The organism is Ferdinandcohnia sp. SAFN-114 (genome assembly GCF_059415045.1).
This window is the reverse complement of the sequence record NZ_JBPFDQ010000027.1, coordinates 1-19,011: the sequence shown is the minus strand read 5'-3', so window position 1 is coordinate 19,011 and position 19,011 is coordinate 1. Positions and strand designations below refer to the sequence as shown.

At 36.2% G+C, this 19,011-nt stretch carries 16 protein-coding genes; 11 read left to right on the top strand and 5 right to left on the bottom strand.

The window, feature by feature from the left end:
* Nucleotides 1-99: 99 nt before the first annotated feature.
* Nucleotides 100-999 carry an RluA family pseudouridine synthase gene (locus ACR65M_RS10655; RefSeq protein ID WP_440273296.1) on the bottom strand — a complete coding sequence of 300 codons (900 nt, stop codon included), beginning with the start codon at nucleotides 997-999 and terminating at the stop codon, nucleotides 100-102.
* A gap of 83 nt (nucleotides 1,000-1,082) precedes the next feature.
* On the opposite strand from ACR65M_RS10655, the gene ACR65M_RS10650 reads away from it, so the two are divergent.
* A complete protein-coding gene (locus ACR65M_RS10650; protein ID WP_121449458.1) occupies nucleotides 1,083-1,571 on the top strand; it encodes a DUF5365 family protein in 489 nt (162 codons plus the stop codon).
* 196 nt (nucleotides 1,572-1,767) lie between these two features.
* On the opposite strand, the gene ACR65M_RS10645 is transcribed toward ACR65M_RS10650, so the two are convergent.
* Nucleotides 1,768-2,247: a DUF6568 family protein gene (locus ACR65M_RS10645; RefSeq protein ID WP_121449459.1), complete on the bottom strand. Its 480-nt coding sequence runs from the start codon at nucleotides 2,245-2,247 to the stop codon at nucleotides 1,768-1,770.
* 3 nt (nucleotides 2,248-2,250) lie between these two features.
* On the bottom strand, nucleotides 2,251-2,691 hold the full coding sequence (locus ACR65M_RS10640) for a disulfide oxidoreductase (RefSeq protein ID WP_099353308.1): 441 nt from the start codon (nucleotides 2,689-2,691) through the stop codon (nucleotides 2,251-2,253).
* A gap of 188 nt (nucleotides 2,692-2,879) precedes the next feature.
* Here ACR65M_RS10640 and ACR65M_RS10635 point away from each other — a divergent pair, with 188 nt between their 5' ends.
* Together ACR65M_RS10635 and ACR65M_RS10630 are read left to right on the top strand one after the other, a co-directional pair.
* A complete protein-coding gene (locus ACR65M_RS10635; protein WP_341332586.1) occupies nucleotides 2,880-3,539 on the top strand; it encodes an HAD family hydrolase in 660 nt (219 codons plus the stop codon).
* Between the two features lie 12 nt (nucleotides 3,540-3,551).
* Entirely contained in the window at nucleotides 3,552-5,531 is a 1,980-nt protein-coding gene (locus ACR65M_RS10630; protein ID WP_341332585.1) for an alginate lyase family protein, read from the top strand.
* A 43-nt stretch (nucleotides 5,532-5,574) separates the two neighbouring features.
* On the opposite strand, the gene ACR65M_RS10625 is transcribed toward ACR65M_RS10630, so the two are convergent.
* Both ACR65M_RS10625 and ACR65M_RS10620 read right to left on the bottom strand, forming a co-directional pair.
* On the bottom strand, nucleotides 5,575-6,258 hold the full coding sequence (locus tag ACR65M_RS10625) for a response regulator (RefSeq protein WP_341332584.1): 684 nt from the start codon (nucleotides 6,256-6,258) through the stop codon (nucleotides 5,575-5,577).
* A gap of 29 nt (nucleotides 6,259-6,287) precedes the next feature.
* Nucleotides 6,288-7,787: an ATP-binding protein gene (locus tag ACR65M_RS10620; protein WP_341332583.1), complete on the bottom strand. Its 1,500-nt coding sequence runs from the start codon at nucleotides 7,785-7,787 to the stop codon at nucleotides 6,288-6,290.
* 155 nt (nucleotides 7,788-7,942) lie between these two features.
* Here ACR65M_RS10620 and ACR65M_RS10615 point away from each other — a divergent pair, with 155 nt between their 5' ends.
* The 8 genes from ACR65M_RS10615 (at nucleotide 7,943) to ACR65M_RS10580 (ending at nucleotide 18,991) form a co-directional block, all read left to right on the top strand.
* Nucleotides 7,943-9,244, top strand: a complete 1,302-nt coding sequence (locus ACR65M_RS10615) for a sugar ABC transporter substrate-binding protein (RefSeq protein WP_341332582.1) — start codon at nucleotides 7,943-7,945, stop codon at nucleotides 9,242-9,244.
* 93 nt (nucleotides 9,245-9,337) lie between these two features.
* Complete coding sequence (locus tag ACR65M_RS10610) at nucleotides 9,338-10,237, top strand: carbohydrate ABC transporter permease (RefSeq protein ID WP_341332581.1); 900 nt, start codon at nucleotides 9,338-9,340, stop codon at nucleotides 10,235-10,237.
* A 49-nt stretch (nucleotides 10,238-10,286) separates the two neighbouring features.
* A complete protein-coding gene (locus tag ACR65M_RS10605) occupies nucleotides 10,287-11,168 on the top strand; it encodes a carbohydrate ABC transporter permease (RefSeq protein WP_440273295.1) in 882 nt (293 codons plus the stop codon).
* Between the two features lie 116 nt (nucleotides 11,169-11,284).
* On the top strand, nucleotides 11,285-14,653 hold the full coding sequence (locus ACR65M_RS10600) for a polysaccharide lyase family 8 super-sandwich domain-containing protein (RefSeq protein ID WP_440273294.1): 3,369 nt from the start codon (nucleotides 11,285-11,287) through the stop codon (nucleotides 14,651-14,653).
* A gap of 116 nt (nucleotides 14,654-14,769) precedes the next feature.
* Nucleotides 14,770-16,212, top strand: a complete 1,443-nt coding sequence (locus ACR65M_RS10595) for a sulfatase family protein (protein ID WP_341332579.1) — start codon at nucleotides 14,770-14,772, stop codon at nucleotides 16,210-16,212.
* Nucleotides 16,209-17,408, top strand: a complete 1,200-nt coding sequence (locus ACR65M_RS10590) for a glycoside hydrolase family 88 protein (RefSeq protein WP_341332578.1) — start codon at nucleotides 16,209-16,211, stop codon at nucleotides 17,406-17,408. The genes ACR65M_RS10595 and ACR65M_RS10590 overlap by 4 nt, the downstream gene beginning before the upstream one ends.
* 58 nt (nucleotides 17,409-17,466) lie before the next feature.
* On the top strand, nucleotides 17,467-18,066 hold the full coding sequence (locus tag ACR65M_RS10585; protein ID WP_341332577.1) for a YesL family protein: 600 nt from the start codon (nucleotides 17,467-17,469) through the stop codon (nucleotides 18,064-18,066).
* A 148-nt stretch (nucleotides 18,067-18,214) separates the two neighbouring features.
* Entirely contained in the window at nucleotides 18,215-18,991 is a 777-nt protein-coding gene (locus tag ACR65M_RS10580; protein WP_440273293.1) for an ROK family protein, read from the top strand.
* Nucleotides 18,992-19,011 lie beyond the last annotated feature (20 nt).

Genomic DNA, 19,011 nt, shown 5'->3' with positions numbered 1-19,011 from the left:
AACTCCTTTCCTTATTCACTTTGTGTCCAATATTATACAGGAAAAAAGAAATTCCTGCATGTATCCAATACCCAATATGTGGAAAATTGGATGGATGCATTATGAAAAAATAAGCGAGTTATCCAGAAAAGGTGCCTTACACATAATTTTCTCGTTTGTAAGAGGGTGCAGCAAGCTAATTTTGGCAGCGTGCAGTGCTTGTCTTGGAACAATTGGTTGTCCACCATACAAGGTATCTCCCACAAGTGGGTACCCTAGATGGCTCATATGAACGCGTATTTGATGAGTACGACCTGTTAACAGTTCAAGCTCCACCAATGTCATTTTTTTATTGTCGATTGTTTGAATGACATTAAATTTTGTAATCGCCTTTTGTCCTGTCGGAGATACTCTTCTACGAGTCGGATGATGTCGATCCCGACCAATCGAGGCATCTATCGTTCCTTTTTTTTGTTTGATTATTCCATGCACTAAAGCTATATAAGTCCGCTTAATTTCACGTTTTTCCAATCTGCGGTCTAAAATTGATGAAGCTAATTTATGCTTCGCAAAAATTACAGCTCCTGTTGTGTCACGGTCAAGGCGATGAATATGACGAATCTTTGTGTGCACTCCGTTCGCTTGGAAATGGTAGGCAATCGCGTTAGCAAGTGTACCTAGTTGACCTTCCACATTTGGGTGTGTATCCATTCCTGCTGGTTTATTTGCAATTAGGAGATGGTCATCCTCATATAAAACGTGTAAGTCAGCTATATATTCTGGTGACACTCCATATTCCTCTTCAGGGAAAAGACGAACTTGAAGTTTATCATTTTGTTTAAGCAACGCGTTTAAATTCTTGGTTTCCCCGTTAAGTCTCGTCCCCTTTTCCATACGAAACTGATGAAGCATTTGCTTCGGCATTGTCCATTCAGTCTTAAGAACGTCTTCAATGGTGATACCTTCCCAATTACTCGGAACAGTAACTTCGAACCATTCTCCAAATCGTTTTGTTAACATGTAACCATCCTTTAGATTTTATCTGTTTTCTGTCTTTTAAAAGTATATCCAATCCACGTAATAAATGTAATAGAAAGGTGGTTATGGAGGAAAGACTTACCGTACCAAAAACAAAGAATCCTGTGTTATTCTATTCTTATTACTATGGAGATACAAGGGTGGGTTTTACATTGAAAATTGTAGTAGCATCAACTCCTGAGCAGGAACATCATATTACGGAGCTAGTCGATTATATGTATTCTTCAATCTTTCCAACCTATTTTGAAGATGAGTATATTACGAAACTTGAAAAGTGGAATGTGTTAGCACCAAAAGAGGAAGACGTATACTATAATCGAACATTGGATAAGGCTTTTAAAGTCATGTCAAGCCTTCAAGCGATTATTGCTGTTTTGGAAACAATTCGGGAAGAAGGCTACCAAGAATATCACGGGGAAATCTTTGCCAAAAATGTGCAAATCTTAAATGATTACGGCTATTTGTTTCCATTCACTATCGAAGAGTTTCAATGTGTGAATAATCCAGACGTATTAAGTAAATATTCAAAACCAGCCAATAAATATCTAGCTTAATACATAAAGGTAGCGTAGCCTTTAGTCGAAAAGCGCAAGGCACTCAATTCCAGCTAAAAACAGGCACGCCATGTGCCTAACGCTGGAATCCTAGCAGTCCTGGCAAGTGCGACAAGGATAAGATGAGCGCTGACAGATGGTGCTTGAAGCTAGACAAGGATAAAAAAATCCCTGCTCATAGAGTAGGGATTTTCTTTTATTTTGAAGTTGCCATTGCACCTTCAAAGAAAGTTTTAAATTCGTTATGATCTGGATGATACCCAACAAGACGTGATACTTCTTCACCATTTTCAAAGTGAATTAATGTAGGGGTATACTCAATTCCGTATTTATTCCAACCTTCCTCAAACTCAAGAAGATTGTATTTCTTTAAATCAAGTCCCATTTCATCTACCATTGGAATGATGACTGGAGTTGTTTCCTGACAATGTGGACATGTTGGACTGTAAAAATAAACAGTCATGGTTTCACCATTTTCTAATTTTGTTTCTAATTCGTCAGGTAAAATTTGATTTCCGTAGTTTGGATCATCGAGCTGTTTAACAGTAGCAGGATCTAGCTTATCTTTCCCATAAGGATTACCTTCCGATTGTTGTTTGTTTTGAGTAGTTGTTACAAAAGCAAGTGCTCCGAAAATAGCAACAATAATAACTGTAAAAATAATAACTTTTTTCAAGATTTATTTCCCTTCTTTCCATCTTTTTAGTGTTATAAAACTAGTTATTGCAATAATTGTAAAACCTATTAATGCTAAAAAAGGTATTGTTACAAAGCCAAACCAGTTAATGTATTGGCCTGTACATGGTACAACACCACATGCGAGTGAGTTCTCACCAACTGCAGGGATCTTTTGCACAAGATAATGGTAGATTGAAATTGAACCACCGATTAAAGACAGGATAAAGGTATAGAGTGCAATGTTATAGTTCTTTTTAAAAATAGCGATTCCTAAAATGATTACGAGAGGATACATAAAGATACGCTGGTACCAGCAAAGTTCACATGGTACGAATTTCTGTATTTCTGAAAAGTAAAGACTACCAAGCGTGGAAATTAATGCTGCAGCAAATGCGATAAATAAATATGTTTCCAGTACCTTTTCATTTGATTTAGAGTTCAATCGTCTCCCTCATTCCACATAAAGTATACTAAAAATTATAGTATCACTCTAGACGATTGTAAAATGTAAAATCTTGAAGTGAAGATATATATGTGGACAATTTGTGACAAAACTGGTAGAGAGAAAATGGACATTGCTTATTAATTCTTTATAATAGTAGGTGGATTAGATAGACAGGAGATGGTGAAGTGATAAAGGCAGTTATTTTTGATTTTGATGGCTTAATTTATGATACAGAAACCAGTGAATATAATGTGTTAAATGAAATCTTTCAAGAGCATGGTTCCGAGCTACCAATGTCCGTGTGGGGAAAGGTAATTGGAACGCAAGCAGGATTCAACGCCCTTTCATTTTTAGAAGAGCAAATTGGAAGGAAAGTTGACCACGATGAATTAACTAAGTTGAGAAGGGACCGATTCAATGAACGAATGAAGGATGAAGGTCCATTACCAGGAGTTGAGGAGTACCTTACAGCTGCAAAAAAAGCAGGATTGAAAATCGGTTTAGCCTCTAGCTCTACTTACGAATGGGTATCAAATCACTTGAAAAATCTTTGCTTATTCGATTATTTTGAATGCATCCGTACTTCTGATGATGTTGAAAAGGTAAAACCAGATCCAACCCTATATTTAGAGGCAGCAAAATGCTTAGGCGTGACACCAGAGGAATGTCTAGTCTTTGAAGACTCTGCAAATGGTGCATTAGCAGCTAAACGTGCGGGAATGTATTGTGTCGTGATACCGAACCAAGTAACAAAGGATTTAGAATTCTGTGAGGTTGATCATCGCTTGGAGTCGATGGCCTTAATAGAATTAACTCAATTAATTCAAAAAATTGAAAATCAATAGGGGAGAGAAGATGTGGGGATATTTGTTGATGAGATAGACTTTTTAAAGAAAGCGGTTCTTAAGTTTACAAAAAAAGAAACTGAAGAAACAATTCATCGAGCAAAGTTAGCGTGTAAAAATACATTTATTTTTACTCATCCTTGGGATATGGAACGATGTGAGGAGGAAGTTTTTTTTCCAGAATCTATCGATTGGACATATTGTTTTAATGGGGACGAGGAATGGGCCTTTATGTTAAATCGTCAACGTTATTTGGCAGAAATCGGTATGGCCTATGTAGTAGAAGAGAATGAAGAATATGTGATTCACTGGAAAAGAATTTTTAATGAATGGATAGAAGCAAATAAAGATAAAACCATTCGCCCATATACATATCGAAAAATAGATGCCGGAATCCGCGTGACAAATTGGTTAAAGGGTTTTCAATATATCAAGCAATCACCACTTTGGACTGAATCAGACAGCTATCTATTTCTTCAACAATTGAAGGAGCATGGTGAGTTTTTATATCGTTCATTTACCGCTTTTGATTTTCAAAGTAATTGGGGATTTTTAGAATTAAATGGGCTTATACAAACTGCTTTCCTGATGGATGAGGAAACAAAGAAGAAGTGGATTGACGAAAGTCTTCAACGTATTGAGAAAATGATACCCTTACAAATATACAATGATGGTTATCAAAAAGAACAATCTCCTATGTATCATCATGAAGTCCTTCATTGTCTAGTAGAAATAAGCTTAATTTTACAAAAGAACGACATTAAAACTCCGAGCTTTATCACGGATGCTGTTAATAGAATGTATACCGCAACTTACAAACTCATGAAACCAAATCGACATCAACCAATGCTTGGAGACAGTGATGATACGGACTTGCGTGAAATTTTTGCAATAGGAGCAGTATTATTAAACCGTACAGACTTAAGGGCGTTTACCGAAGAACCGTATATATTTGATCTGCTATGGTACTTTGGGGAAAAGGGATTACATAAATTTCAAGCTTTGCAACAGATAGAACCCACATTTGCATCTACAAACCTTAAAGATTCAGGAGTAACCCTTTTTCGAAATGGATGGGGACAGGAAGATGAGTACCTTCTTTTTGACCATGGAATAATGGGACAAGTCAATAAAGGCCATGGGCATGATGATACCCTACATATTGAATTGATGGCTGGTGGAAGGGAATTTTTAATGGACGGTGGTCGTTATACGTATTGTGAGACTGAAGAAAGAAGGTACTTTAAAGAGGCAAACAGGCATAATACGATTACCGTTGATGGTGTCTCCGCTTCAGAATATATCAATACCTGGGAATGGAAAAATGCAGCACGGCCAGTAAACCAGTTTTACCGAATCGAAGAAAAATATCAATATGCCGAGGCTGGACACACAGGATATTGGAGATTGAAATCGCCTGTTCATGTTACTAGGAAAATTATTTATCGCCCAACAGAATATTGGTTCGTCCTTGATATTTTTGAATCAAGCGGTGTCCATAGCTATGAGCAACATTTCCATTTTCCAGAACATACTCCAGTCAAATGGACAGAGTATGGGGAGTTAGCAACCATGTATCAAAGTGGTGCTAATCTGCGGATCATCCCTTTGAATATTTCTGATAAAGATGATGTGATTATCAAAGATGGTAAGCTATCAAGACATTATAATAAAATTTGCTCTGCACCCTCTGCATTGGTTCAATATAAAGAAAAAGATTCATTCGCTGCTCCTTTCCTTATGATAGCGACAGCAAAGAAGAAAGAGGTTAAGGTTAGAAAACGATCTGTTTCACATCTAAATGGAGCCATTAAGAAAGATTCGGAAGCAATAGCCTTTGAAATCATAATCAATGGTAATAAAGATATTTTAGTATTTTCATTGACTGGAGCAGATAGTTTACTAGTTGATGGTTTTCAATTATGCGGAGAAACAGTTATAATCACTGAGCAAAATGACAATGGTTTTGAAGTTTACAATGTAAAGTCATAATGGAAAAAGGGTGGCTTCTATCGAAGCCACCCAATAAATGTTTTTATGACATATTATTGATAATATCAATAACTTCATGTTCTCCTAATAATTTTACTACTTCTCTCGTATTCCGCTTATCAAACTTTTTTAATATACTATTCACTTGCTTTTTGATCGTATCGATTTCGACACAGCGCACTTTAGCTATCTCTTTCCTAGTATAGTTATTACAAAGTAATTTTAGGACGATTAATTCAGAAGGAGTAAGGGTTGAGATAATTTTAAAAATAGAAGAAAAATTAGCCTCTAGTTGTTTAATTCTAGCAAATTCTTCACGGATTTTGCTTGCAATTACCGGTCTTATTGGAGATGTATTTGTAATAGCACAGTTAATCGCTTCGATAATTTCCTCTTTCTCCGCATTCTTTAGAACATAGTCAACTATTCCAGTTTGAAATGCAGCAAACACGAGGTTATTATCTTGATGTACAGTTAGAATAATAATTTTTGTATCTGGTAATTTACTACTTATTTCTGAGGAAGCGTTTATACCTGCCATATAATCTTCCATCTCAATATCCATTAAAATGATATCAGGTTTTTTTTCTAAAGACATGCTGACCGCTTCTTGACCACTTCCAACAGAACCCATTAATTCAAAGTTGTTTTCAGAAGAAATAATACGCTCCAAACGTCTGCGATGTGCTTCAATATCATCTGCTATAAGAATATGTATTTTTTTCATAGCTACCTCCTTCGAATGAAGTTGTTTTATTAAAGAAAAAGCGGTAAATAGATACTAAATTGGGTGCCCTTATTTCGAACACTATCGATTTCTATTTTTCCTTCATGACCGGTTACAATTTTATGACAATAAGAAAGACCAATTCCCCAATTTGTTGAGGACGATTTTGTTGAATAAAAAGGAGTGAAAATCTCATTAAAATCATCGGTTTGTAGACCAGTGCCATTATCTTTTATTTTTATCACTCCCCAATCTCCAATTTCCTTAACTTCAACTTCAATAATGCCTGTTTCCGAAGATACAACCTCCAGTGCATTTTTAATAATATTGTAGATAGATTCCTGTAAATGTTTCGGATCTCCTTGCACAATTATTGAGTCTTTAACAGCGTGGTATTTCAAAGAAATGTTTGAATTTTTTAGATTAACCCTTTTAAGAGCGGTTTTTACAGGAACGTTCAAATCAATAGGTTCAAAATTCAAGGTGATCTGATTTAGTTTATTTCCGGCATCTTCTACTCTATTAAATGCCTGCTGACATGAATCATAGATAAGGTCCAAACTATACAGAGATTCTTCATCATCACCTACACGCTCTCTCAAAAACTCTGCTTCAGACCGAATAGCAACTAAATGATTTTTAATGGAATGAGTAAAAGCACGAACACCCAAGGAAGCAGTATCAATTTTTCTATCAGTTATAAGTATCAAATTTCTATAATAATTTTCGATTGAATTATACTTATATACTGTGTAGGCCATGAATACTAGAGTTAGAACAGCAATTAATGGTAAAATCCGTAATTCCAACAAAAATTTATGAATGTCTGGATGTAAATAATTAGGATATTGAGTGCTAAAAGTCGTTCTTACCAACATATCTGGTGCCCAGGAAAACATAGATAAAAAAACACTCGCTAGCAGAATTAAACTAATCAAATTGAATAATGTATATCTTTTGATGAATCGAACGTGTGAATGTAAAAAATAGTTTCTAATGAATAGAAAGATTCCAATCACAATATATCCGATATTTGAAAAGAGAAAAATGCGGTCACCATAATATATGTACGATTTGTAAAGTCCCTGTAAGTTATATTCAATCGCAGTGTCTTGTATGGAAAGGTTTAGCTTTGGGTCATAAAAGAAATACTGCAGCACTGCAATCATAGTTAAGAGAATGTAGATTGGGATCATTTTTCGATTGCCTTTTCTACTAGTCGTGTAGGAGATAGCAAAAAATAGAAAACAAAAATAAAAAAGGATTGTTCCGAAATTCAAAATTCGCAAAAGAAAATCCGGATTAAAATTATGCAATACAAGAGAGTTCCAAGAACCTGGTGTAAAATTAAAAAATTTATTAACAAATTCATAGGAAATATTGAACTTACTTAGGTAAAGCACCAATCCAATAAATGAAAGGGTATAGCCAACAGTTAATCCAAAAAGAAATATCGTTGAGTAACTTTTAATATTTCGATAGATTAACATAATTGAAATTGATAATAACAAAATTGCAATAAAGAACAATTTCTACCCTCCTATAGTCATTATTTTACTTAAAAGTATTGCAGAAGGGGAATGAAACTTTCACCTTTTACAAAAAAGTTCGAAAAGTTACAATAAGGTAAGCCTTTACAAAGTAATTATACAAAAAAATCTAAGTTAAAAAAGGGGGAAATATTTTGAAAAAGCTTTTTAGTTTTCTAATCTTCTTATCTCTTATCTTAGTTCTAGCAGCATGTGGTGGAAATTCAACATCTGGTGATGGAGATACTTCTAGTGATTCCTCTAGTAAAAAAAATTCAAGTGAGACATCACTAAAAGTAGCTGTATTCCCTGCGGATCTACCATCATTTGAAAGCGCATACGAAAAGTTTAAAGAAGAAAATCCAGATATCAACGTCGAGTTTGAAACGTTCCCACAAGAACAGTACTACGAAAAAATTAGAATGCAACTTTCTAGTGGTATAGGTTATGACGTATTTGCTGGTCAAATCGATACGATGATGGATACTGGGATTATAGAACCACTTGATTCTTATATTGAAAAAAGTGATTTAGATGTTGCAGGTTTTGCCTCTATGTATGATGCGATGAAGTATGAAGAGGGAGTTTTAGGTCTTCCTTATCGTAAATCAAATAATATGATGTTCTACAACAAAGATTTATTTGATCAAGCAGGAGTTGAATACCCAAGTGAGGATATGACGTGGGCAGAATTCCGTGAGGTAGCTAAAAAATTGACGAGCGGAAGCGGCGCTGACAAAACGTACGGGGCATTTATTCAACCTTGGCCACAACTATGGTATATGCAAGGGGTACAAACTGGAGCTTCTATCATTGATAAAGATCTAAGTATTTTTGCAGATTCTCTACAATATCGTATAGATTTGGAAAAAGACGGTTCCATCATGAGTTGGTCCGAGCAAGTTTCTACTGGAGCGCATTACAATGCTGCGTTCCAAAAAGGAAATGTTGCAATGAACATTATTGGTGACTGGCATGTTGCACAGCTCCGACAAGCTGAAGAAGAAGGAAAAATTTCCTTTGACTGGGACGTTGTTCCTGTGCCACACCCTGAAGGTGTAGAAGCAAATACAACACTTGCCTTACCAGTTGCATTAATGCTGAATTCAAAGTCTGAAAATAAAGATGCTGCCTTCAAATTTCTAAGTTATATGACTGGAAAACAAGGTGCTGAAATATTTGCTGGTGATGGATACCTGACAGGTTATGTTGATGAAGATATTAAATCGATCTATCTAGGAGATGGCGAATTAAAGCCAAAAAATGGACACTATTTCTTAGAAACAGTCGAATATCCAGAATATCCAATGTTACCTGGTGTGAAAAACATTGTCGTACAGCAAATCTATAAACAAGAAGGAGAACTTGCTCTAATTGGAGATCAAACCGTCGAGGAAACTATCAATAATATTGCTAAACGTGTTCAAGATGAATGGGCAAGTAAGTATGCAGAATAGGTAATATTAGTTGACATCAAACCATGGTAGGGATGAGCACTGTATTGGGCCACAATACGGTGCTCATTCATATCATAGAAGGGAAGAAAAACAATGAGTAAAAATAGCAAATATCAAACGTCATTTAAGAAGAGAAATCGCCTCATTGGTTATTCGTTTCTTCTACCAAACATTCTAGGTTTTCTAGCTTTTATTTTCCTGCCTGTCATCGCATCATTCTTTATGAGTTTTACTTCATGGAATGGGTTCGGGAAAATTGAATTTATTGGATTAGAAAATTACTTAAGATTGTTTGAGGACACGGATTTTAAGATTTCATTGATAAATACTATCTTGTTTACCCTCATTTCAGTACCAGTAACGTTATTCTTATCACTTTTAATTGCAGTAGCACTAAATAAAGGAATGCGACTAGTAAAAGTGTTCCGTACTGCTGTATTTTTACCGTATGTAACTTCAACCATTGCTGTTGCTGCTGTTTGGCAATTAATCTTCAATCCAACAGCTGGACCCGTTAATGGGTTCTTATCAAATCTTGGATTTGATAATCTACCAGGATGGTTTTCTTCTCCAGACTGGGCTCTTTTTTCTGTATCCATTGTGTACATATGGCATTCTGTTGGATACTACATGATTATATTTTTAGCAGGCTTACAAGGTATTCCAGAAGATGTATATGAAGCAGCAGATATTGATGGTGCGAGCTCCATTTCAAAATTCTTTAAAATAACAATGCCGATGTTATCACCTATTATGTTCTTTACTTCTATTATTGCGATTATCAATTCCTTCAAAGTCTTTGACTTTGTATACGCGTTAACTGGTGGAGGACCAGGTCGTTCTACTCAGGTGCTTGTGTACGATATATATACCACAGCATTTAAGGAGTATGAATATGGATACGCTTCTGCAATGGCCTATATCCTATTTTTACTAATCCTAATTTTTACGGCTTTAAATTATTTAGGTCAAAGAAGATCCCTCAATTCATAAGAGAGATGAAACCGTGCCATATATTAGACAAAGAGGGGAGAATCGATTCGTGGAATTAGTGACGAATTCAAAAAAGGTGGAATCGAAGAGAAATCAAAGAAAACCACTACCGAAAATAAAATTTAGTACATTCTTAAAATATTTATTTGTTATTACCTTGTCACTATTAATGGTTATTCCTTTTATTTGGATGCTCTCTTCATCATTCAAAGCAGAGTCCGAAATATTTGGAATTCCAATTCAGTGGATTCCAGAAACGTTTTACTGGAGTAACTATGTGGAAGTGTGGACGAGGGTTCCATTTCATCTTTACTATTTAAATACATTGAAAATAACGGTTATCACTGTAATTTTGAACGTGTTAACAAGTTCGATGGCGGGATATGCATTTGCCAAAGTGAGATTCCCAGAACGAGATAAATTATTTTTCCTATATATTGCGACCATGATGATCCCTTATCAAGTAATGATGATTCCGCAATTCATGCTGATGAGTGAATTAGGACTTGTTAATAACCATCTATCGCTTATCTTACTTGGAGCCTTTAATCCATTTGGAGTATTCTTGTTCCGTCAATTTTTCTTATCAATCCCAGATGAATTACTAGAGGCAGCAAGAATTGACGGATTAAATGAATTTGGAATTTACTTAAAGATTATTTTGCCACTTTCAAAACCGGCAATAGCATCACTGGTTATTTTTTCTTTTATGCATACATGGAATGACTTCCTTGGACCTTTAATTTATCTTACATCAGATCATCTATACACAATCCAATTAGGAATCCAGCATTTTATTACTGAGTATAACACTGAATATGCCTTATTGATGGGAGCTGCAGTATCTGCGATTATCCCTACAATTATTGTCTTTTTCTTAGCACAAGACCATTTCGTTAAAGGAATCGCATCATCAGGGATTAAAGGTTAATAAAAATGAATCAGTGGTGGATCGAGTCGTGTCCCCACTGTTTCCTATTCACCAAGGAAATGACAGGAGTGGTAGTAAAGAAACCAATGTAGGAGTGGAGAAAATAAGTGAAATTAATGAGAAGAATAGGAATACTAACTATTATTTTCCTCTTAGTATTAACTAGTCTTACAGGAAATCAACTTTTTGCCAATGCCAATAATGCAAATTTATTAAACCCTGGGTTTGAAGACACGGTAGAAGCTAGTGGGGGTTGGGATGATTTAGGAGCAGCCGACTGGAATGTATGGGTACCTACTGGGAATCCTGTTGTTTCAATCTCAGAAGAAGCAAGCATGGAAGGAAAATATGGACTACTGATCAAAGCAAAAGAAACTGCACGAACTTCTGTGAATCAGGATATCTCTGTTACGGGAGGGGACCATTACCGAGTAAGCAGTTGGGTGAAGACCGATAACATAGTTAGTGGTCAGGGTGCTAGGATGCGAATAACCACCTTTCAAGGGAGTCAACAATTGGAGTTGATTTATTCAGATCGATTCACAGGAACCCATGACTGGACTAAAATCGAAAAGGATATACATCTGAATGAAAACGTCGATCGTATTCGAGTACAGCTTTTCTTTGAAACAGGAACAGGAACTGCGATGTTCGACAATGTAGCGGTGGAGCATATCAGTCCAGCACAAGAGATTTCAATAGATGAAGAAGAAATTACATTAGTAGAACAGGAAAGTATGGAACTAAATTTAATTGTAGAGCCTTCTAATACTAGCTCGACAATTTCATGGATGTCTATGGATGAAGAGGTTGTAACTGTAGAAAATGGTAAAGCACAAGCGGTTGGCGTAGGGGAAACTACGATTATCGCTTATGCAGATAATGGTTTATACGATACTGCTACGGTGAAAGTAAACCGTAATGAAGGAATAACAAGGCCAGCGTTAGAAGAAATAGGTTTAGAATCTACTGAACTTTCATTAACAACTGGTCAAGTTAGAGTATTAGAAGTAGCCCATGAACCACAAGATGCGGATACCGATACTCTCATTTGGTCATCCTCCAATCAAGAAGTCGTAAAAGTTAAAGATGGAGTAGTGGAAGCTATCGGTGCCGGTACAGCCATTGTTAATGTGAAGACTGATTATAGTGCTTTAGAAAGTGAAATGACCATTACAGTTACCGAGGCAGTAACGGATGAATATGACGAGCTCAGGAAAAGGTGGGAAAGCTCTCTAACTGGTCTTGAATATTATGATCCAGCCAATGAACGTATGAATGAAGTTATTCAAAATCAAACCAAAAGAGCGAATCAATTGTGGAAAAACATGAACAAAAATGAGGAAAGATCCTTTTTATGGATGGAGTATTCTTCTTTTGATAATTCCTCTGATATTCGGGATAGTTATCGTAATTTAACAACAATGGCGAAAGCATATGCAAATGAACATTCAACATTATATCAGAATCCAGCACTATTTAAGGATATTGCTTCCGGTTTAGAATGGCTCTATGAAAATCACTATAACGAGAGTATTAATCAATGGAGTAACTGGTGGCATTGGGAAATTGGAGTTCCAAAGGAATTAAATGATTTGATGGTTCTCCTATACGATTCATTAGATTTGGAAACGGTACAACGCTACTTAGCTGTAGTAGATCATTTTCAGCCTGATCCGACCAAATCTGGAGCTACAACACCTACTAATTACAGGGAAGCGGTTGGTGCAAACCGTATTGATGTAAGTAAAGTCGTTGCTGTACGTGGCGTTATTGTAAAGGAGAGTCAGAAAATTGCTGCTGCACGGGATGCATTAAGTCAGACTTTCCTAAATGTTACTAACGGAGATGGTTTTTATGAGGATGGATCATTTATTCAGCACGAGGATGTGGCATATACTGGCTCTTACGGTAATGTCCTCTTAGAAGGGCTAACTGATATGTTAGAGCTATTAAGTGATTCCACTTGGAAAGTTACTGACAATAATGTAGAGAATGTGTATGAATGGGTGGATAAATCCTATGAACCCTTAATGTATAAAGGGGCATTAATGGATATGGTAAGAGGTAGAGCAATTTCCAGGTCCTTCTTACAAGACCATCAAGCGGGGCAAACGATCATTAAGACTGTTATACGGATGGCGGAATTTGCCCCAGAACCGTATGCGACAAAATATAAAGCAATGGCAAAGTTCTGGATCGAAGAGAATACATACTTCGATTACTTTAAAAACACTAGTAACTTCAAGGACTATAAACTTGCAAAGAATTTAATGAATGATTCATCTGTCATATCTAGAGGTGAACTAGATCTTCATGTAACCTATGCCAATATGGATCGGGTCATTCATAGAAAACTAGGTTATGCATTCGGAATTAGTATGTATTCCAATCGTGTTCAAAACTATGAAGATATGAATAACGAGAATAGAAAAGGTTGGTATACAGGAGAAGGAATGACGTATTTGTATACTGGCGACTTAGGCCAATACAGTGGTGATTTTTGGCCAACGGTCGACCCATACCGTATGCCTGGAACCACGATAGACACCATGCACAGAGCAGACGGCAGTGGAGAACATAATTCCACGCAATCATGGGTGGGAGGTTCTACATTAAACACGTATGGAACAGCTGGTATGTCTTACGATGCGTGGAATAGTTCATTAGTCGCGAAAAAGTCTTGGTTTATGTTTGATGATGAAATTGTTGCACTTGGCGCAGGAATTTCAAGCGGTGAAACGAGAAACATTGAAACGATTATAGAGAATCGAAAAATTCGGGATGATGGTTCCAATAAGTTAAGTGTTAATGGAGAAATTCAGAATGGAGAAGAAACAACGGTTACTGCGGAATGGGCATTCCTTGAAGGGAATGTAAAAGGGGCAGATATCGGTTATTACTTCCCTAAAAAAGAACAAATTACCGTGAAGAAGGAAGAACGAACTGGAACATGGTATGACATTAATTATACAGAACCAACAGATACAGTAAGCAGGTCCTATGCAACTATGTGGATAGATCATGGTTTAGCACCAAAGCAAGATATGTATTCTTATGTCCTGCTTCCAAATAAGAAACAAGAACAAGTAAAACAATACGCTACTAACCCAGATATTAAAGTCTTAAAAAATGATGATTCCGTTCAGGCGGTTTATGAAGAAAAACAACATATCATTGGGGCGAATTTTTGGGTTAATGAAAAGCAGACAGTTGGGCCTTTAACTGTTTATCAGCAAGCATCCATCACAATGCAGGCAAAAGACGGGATTCTCGAAATTGCAGTCTCTGATCCAACTATGGAAAACGATGGCTATATCGAAATTGATATTGATGGTAAAGCCTTTTCCGTAATCGAAGCAGATGAGAACGTTGAGGTAGTGAATACAAAACCTTACATTAAATTAAAGGTCAATGTTCAAGACGCAAAAGGTGCTAGTTTCAATACAAAACTAAAACTTATTCCAAATCAATATAAGTATTAATTGTATTTGCCACCCATCCCCCCACTAAATAAGTGGGGGATAGGTGTAGGAAAGCAATCCAATTTTGTTCAAAACTAATGGAAAAAATGAAAACCACATGATGGAGAGTGAGTTAGATGGAGAGCAACAATAGACCTAACCTTGTGTATATTTTTGCAGATCAATGGAGAAGACAGGCGGTGGGTTATGAAGAGGAGGATCAAGTAATCACACCAAATATAGATGCTTTTTCCAAAGAAGGTACAGTTTTTTCAAATGCGTTGACTGTTTCTCCATTGTGCTCGCCTCACAGAGCATCTTTACTGACAGGAAAATATCCTATTCATACGGGAGTATTTACAAACTGTAAAGTAGGTGCGGATGTCATGCTACAACCAGATGAAACTTGTATAAGTGATGTCTTAGCAGATTCAGGCTACGAAACCTGCTATATCGGAAAATGGCATCTTGACTTACCTGAACTAAACGTGACTGATAAGCCTGCTTCAGGTGCTAAAGGATGGGATGCTTACACCCCACCTGGTCCAAAGCGTCATGGATTTCAGCATTGGTACTCATACGGTGCCTGGGACGACCACTTATCTCCACATTACTGGGGGGATAGTCCGGAAAAGATAAAAGTCCAACAATGGTCCGTTGAACATGAAACAGATAAAGCAATTGAGTTTATTGAAAAACGCGATCAAGAGAAAGCTTTTGCACTCTTTATTTCGTGGAATCCACCACACAGCCCATTTGACCAAGTGCCGGATAAATACCGAAAAGTATATGAAGGAATGGATCTCAAGTTTCGTAAGAATGTAGAGATTCGTGATCCACTATTGGTTCATACCGGAGAACATGTTGATGGCGGAGAAGAGAAGTTAAAGGAAAATCAACTTAATTATTTTGCTGCTATAACTGGAATAGATGAGCAGTTTGGTAGAATTCTAGAATTATTAAAAGAAAAAAACTTAAATGAAAATACCATTGTGGTACTCACATCCGACCATGGAGAGATGATGGGTTCACATGGTCTAATGGCGAAGCATGTATGGTATGAAGAATCAATCGGAGTACCATTTATCATCCGCTGGCCTAATAAAATACCAAAGGCAAAATCAGAAGTGTTGTTAAATACTGTTGACATTATGCCAACGATTTTATCATTAATGAATTTGGTAGCACCAGATTCGGTTGAGGGAACAGATTTATCTGATTTTATCATTAAGCAAACGAATGAAGGCCCAGAATATGCGTATATTAGCTGCTATCCTGGAAGAAAAGAAGCCTTGGAGCAATTCCAAGAAGCAGGAGTAAGTAATCTCGCCTATGGATGGCGCGCAATAAGGTCGAAAGAATATTTGTATGTGATTCACAATGGATATTCTCCGGAAGATGTACAAATTAGGTTGTTTTATAAGTTAATGGAGGATAAATTTCAACAACACCCAGAAGTAATCAGGGAGCCAATCAAACATCCAATCGTATCGAAACTAGAGGGGAAATTATGTGACTGGTTAAATGAAATGAACGATCCATTTTTACTATATCATGTGAAAAAGGTGGTAGAACAATGACTGTAATTGTAAATGAGGTACATACGGAAAAAATTTTAAATAAAGAAAGATTTGAACAGAAGTCTAACGTAAACAGAGCATTTGTTGAAAAAGCAATTGACCATGTATTAGCAAAAATCGATCAAAGCTTAGATGAGTTTACTGATTTCTTTCCCGATTCAAATAGTGAAAATCTGGTCTATAAACCAATCGAAAACGTAGAGTGGACGACAAGCTTCTGGACTGGAATGCTTTGGCTAGCTTATGAATGGACTGGTGATGAGAAATATCGAAAAGTTGCAGAAAAACAGCTTGATAGCTTTGTAGAACGATTAGAAAAGCGAATTGAAGTTGATCATCATGATTTAGGATTTCTATATTCGCTGTCATGTGTGAATGCATATCAATTAACTGGGAATGAAAAGGCAAAAGAAACAGCCATTAAAGCGGCTGACCTATTAATCACTAGGTATTACGACAAAGCGGGTATTATCCAAGCATGGGGAAATCTAAATGACCCTGCAGAGCGTGGCAGAATGATTATTGATTGCAATATGAATCTACCATTACTCTATTGGGCATCAGAAGTTACTGGTGATAAAAAATACCATCAGATTGCCGAAACACATGTCAAACAAGCAGCTAAATATATTGTGAGGGAAGATGCATCAACATTCCACACTTATTATATGGATCCAGAAACTGGTAAGCCGTTGTATGGAAATACAAGACAAGGATATTCAGATGATTCTTGTTGGGCCCGTGGCCAAGCATGGGGTATTTATGGTTTTCCTTTAAGTTACTCCTATACAAATGATTGGAGTTTAATTGAACTAACGAAAAAACTCACAAACTACTATTTAAATAGAATCCCTAAAGACTACATTTGCTATTGGGATTTGATATTTACTGATGGTGAAGAAGAAAGAGATAGTTCTGCTGCAGCTATAACAGTTTGTGGATTACTAGAATTAACAAAGTATTTACCACTAACTGATGAAGATAAGAAGTTATATGAAAATGCAGCGTTATTGATGGTTGAATCACTTTATGAAAATTATCGAACTGAAATTGACAGTGAAGCAAATGGAATTCTCAAACACGCGGTCTATTATAAAGGGGGAGGCCGCGGAATCGATGAAAGCTGTATTTGGGGAGATTATTATTATTTCGAAGCCCTCATTCGATTAGCAAAAGATTGGAAAAAGTACTGGTAAGAATAAATTAGTTGGTTAAATATAATGCCTACCACATGTAGAAAAGGAGACAAAAGATATGGGAATATACGACAGTAAATTATATAGGGCAATGGATTTTATCATGAATACCTTCTTATTAAATTTAATTTGGATTCTTATGTGTATTCCCATTATCACGATTTTCCCAGCAACAGCAGCTATGTTTGGTGTCATTCGTAAGTGGAAAAGAGAAGGCGAAATCAAAATATTCGCCTCCTTTTTCCGTTTTTTTAAAGAAAATGTAAAACAGGGAATCGTCCTCGAGTTAATCTGGTTATTTATCGCCTTTCTTTTTATAGTTAACTTTAATTTTACAAATCAAATTCCTTCAAATGTGAAGTATGTGTTATTTGCAGTTTACTTTCTGGTCTTAATCCAATTTATCTTTATCACTCTGTATATATTCCCAGTCATGGTTCAATACAAAGTAACTTGGATCCAGACGATTAAAAACTCACTTATTCTCTCGATTCGTAACCTACCTAATACAATTTTATTACTCCTAATTCTGAGTGCAGGTATAGCGATTATTTACTTTTTTGCAGGGGCTACAATGATCATTTTTAGTTTAATTGCATATTTCATTTATAGTGTTGTGGATTGTACTTTCAATAAGATGACAGAAGAAAGTATCTAATTATTATAGGTATGATAATATTAAGCAGAATTATTCGAAAATAAAATTGGACCCAACAACCCATCAATTGTATAATGAAAATACAGTCTAATAAATTATTAATCTAACTGTAATTAAGATTTAAGTATTGTGGTGAGGTGATATATACATGAAACGATCAATAGGAGTCGATATTGGAGGAACGAAGATTGCCGCAGCAATCATTGATAAAGATGCAAACATTCTGTTTCGTTCAGAGGTACCAAGTGACCCAAGTGATAAAGAAAAAATGTTTCAACAAGTAGTGAAGGTAATTAACAATGTTTTGGATGAATCGCATTTGAACATGCAACAACTTGAAGGCATTGGGTTAGGGGTACCAGGAATTTTAGATCGAGAATCAGGTATCGCTGTTTTTCAAAATAATTTGCCGTGGAGAGGTTTTCCGGTTATTCAACGGATCAAGGAAGCCTTTCCTGCAGATAAAGTTGTAATTGATAACGATGTTTATATGGCAGCCTTTGCAGAGTGGCAAAAATATGGAGCAAATCCACATGAGACCTTTGTATATTTTACAATCAGTACTGGCATTGCGGTTTCAATTATTCATAACGGAGATTTTATTCGAGGAATGGGATTTGCTGGTGAACTGGGGTTATTGCCTGTGAAATCTGCCAATGGAATCGAAAGACTGGAACAAGCGGCAGCTGGCCCTGCGATTCAAAAATTAACGAACAATTCAATGACAACTAAAGAGGTCTTCGAAAAGTATCAGCAAGATGATGAATTTGCACACTCTTTAATTCCGAAAGTAGTTGAATCACTTGTACATGGCTGTTATGCCATAACTTGTTTATTAGACCCCGAAAAAATTGTCTTTGGGGGAGGAGTGATACTATGTCAAGAAAATAGACACAGATTTTTCTACCGCGCTTTCGCTTGGTAGCCTTCATAAAAAAGTTTAAA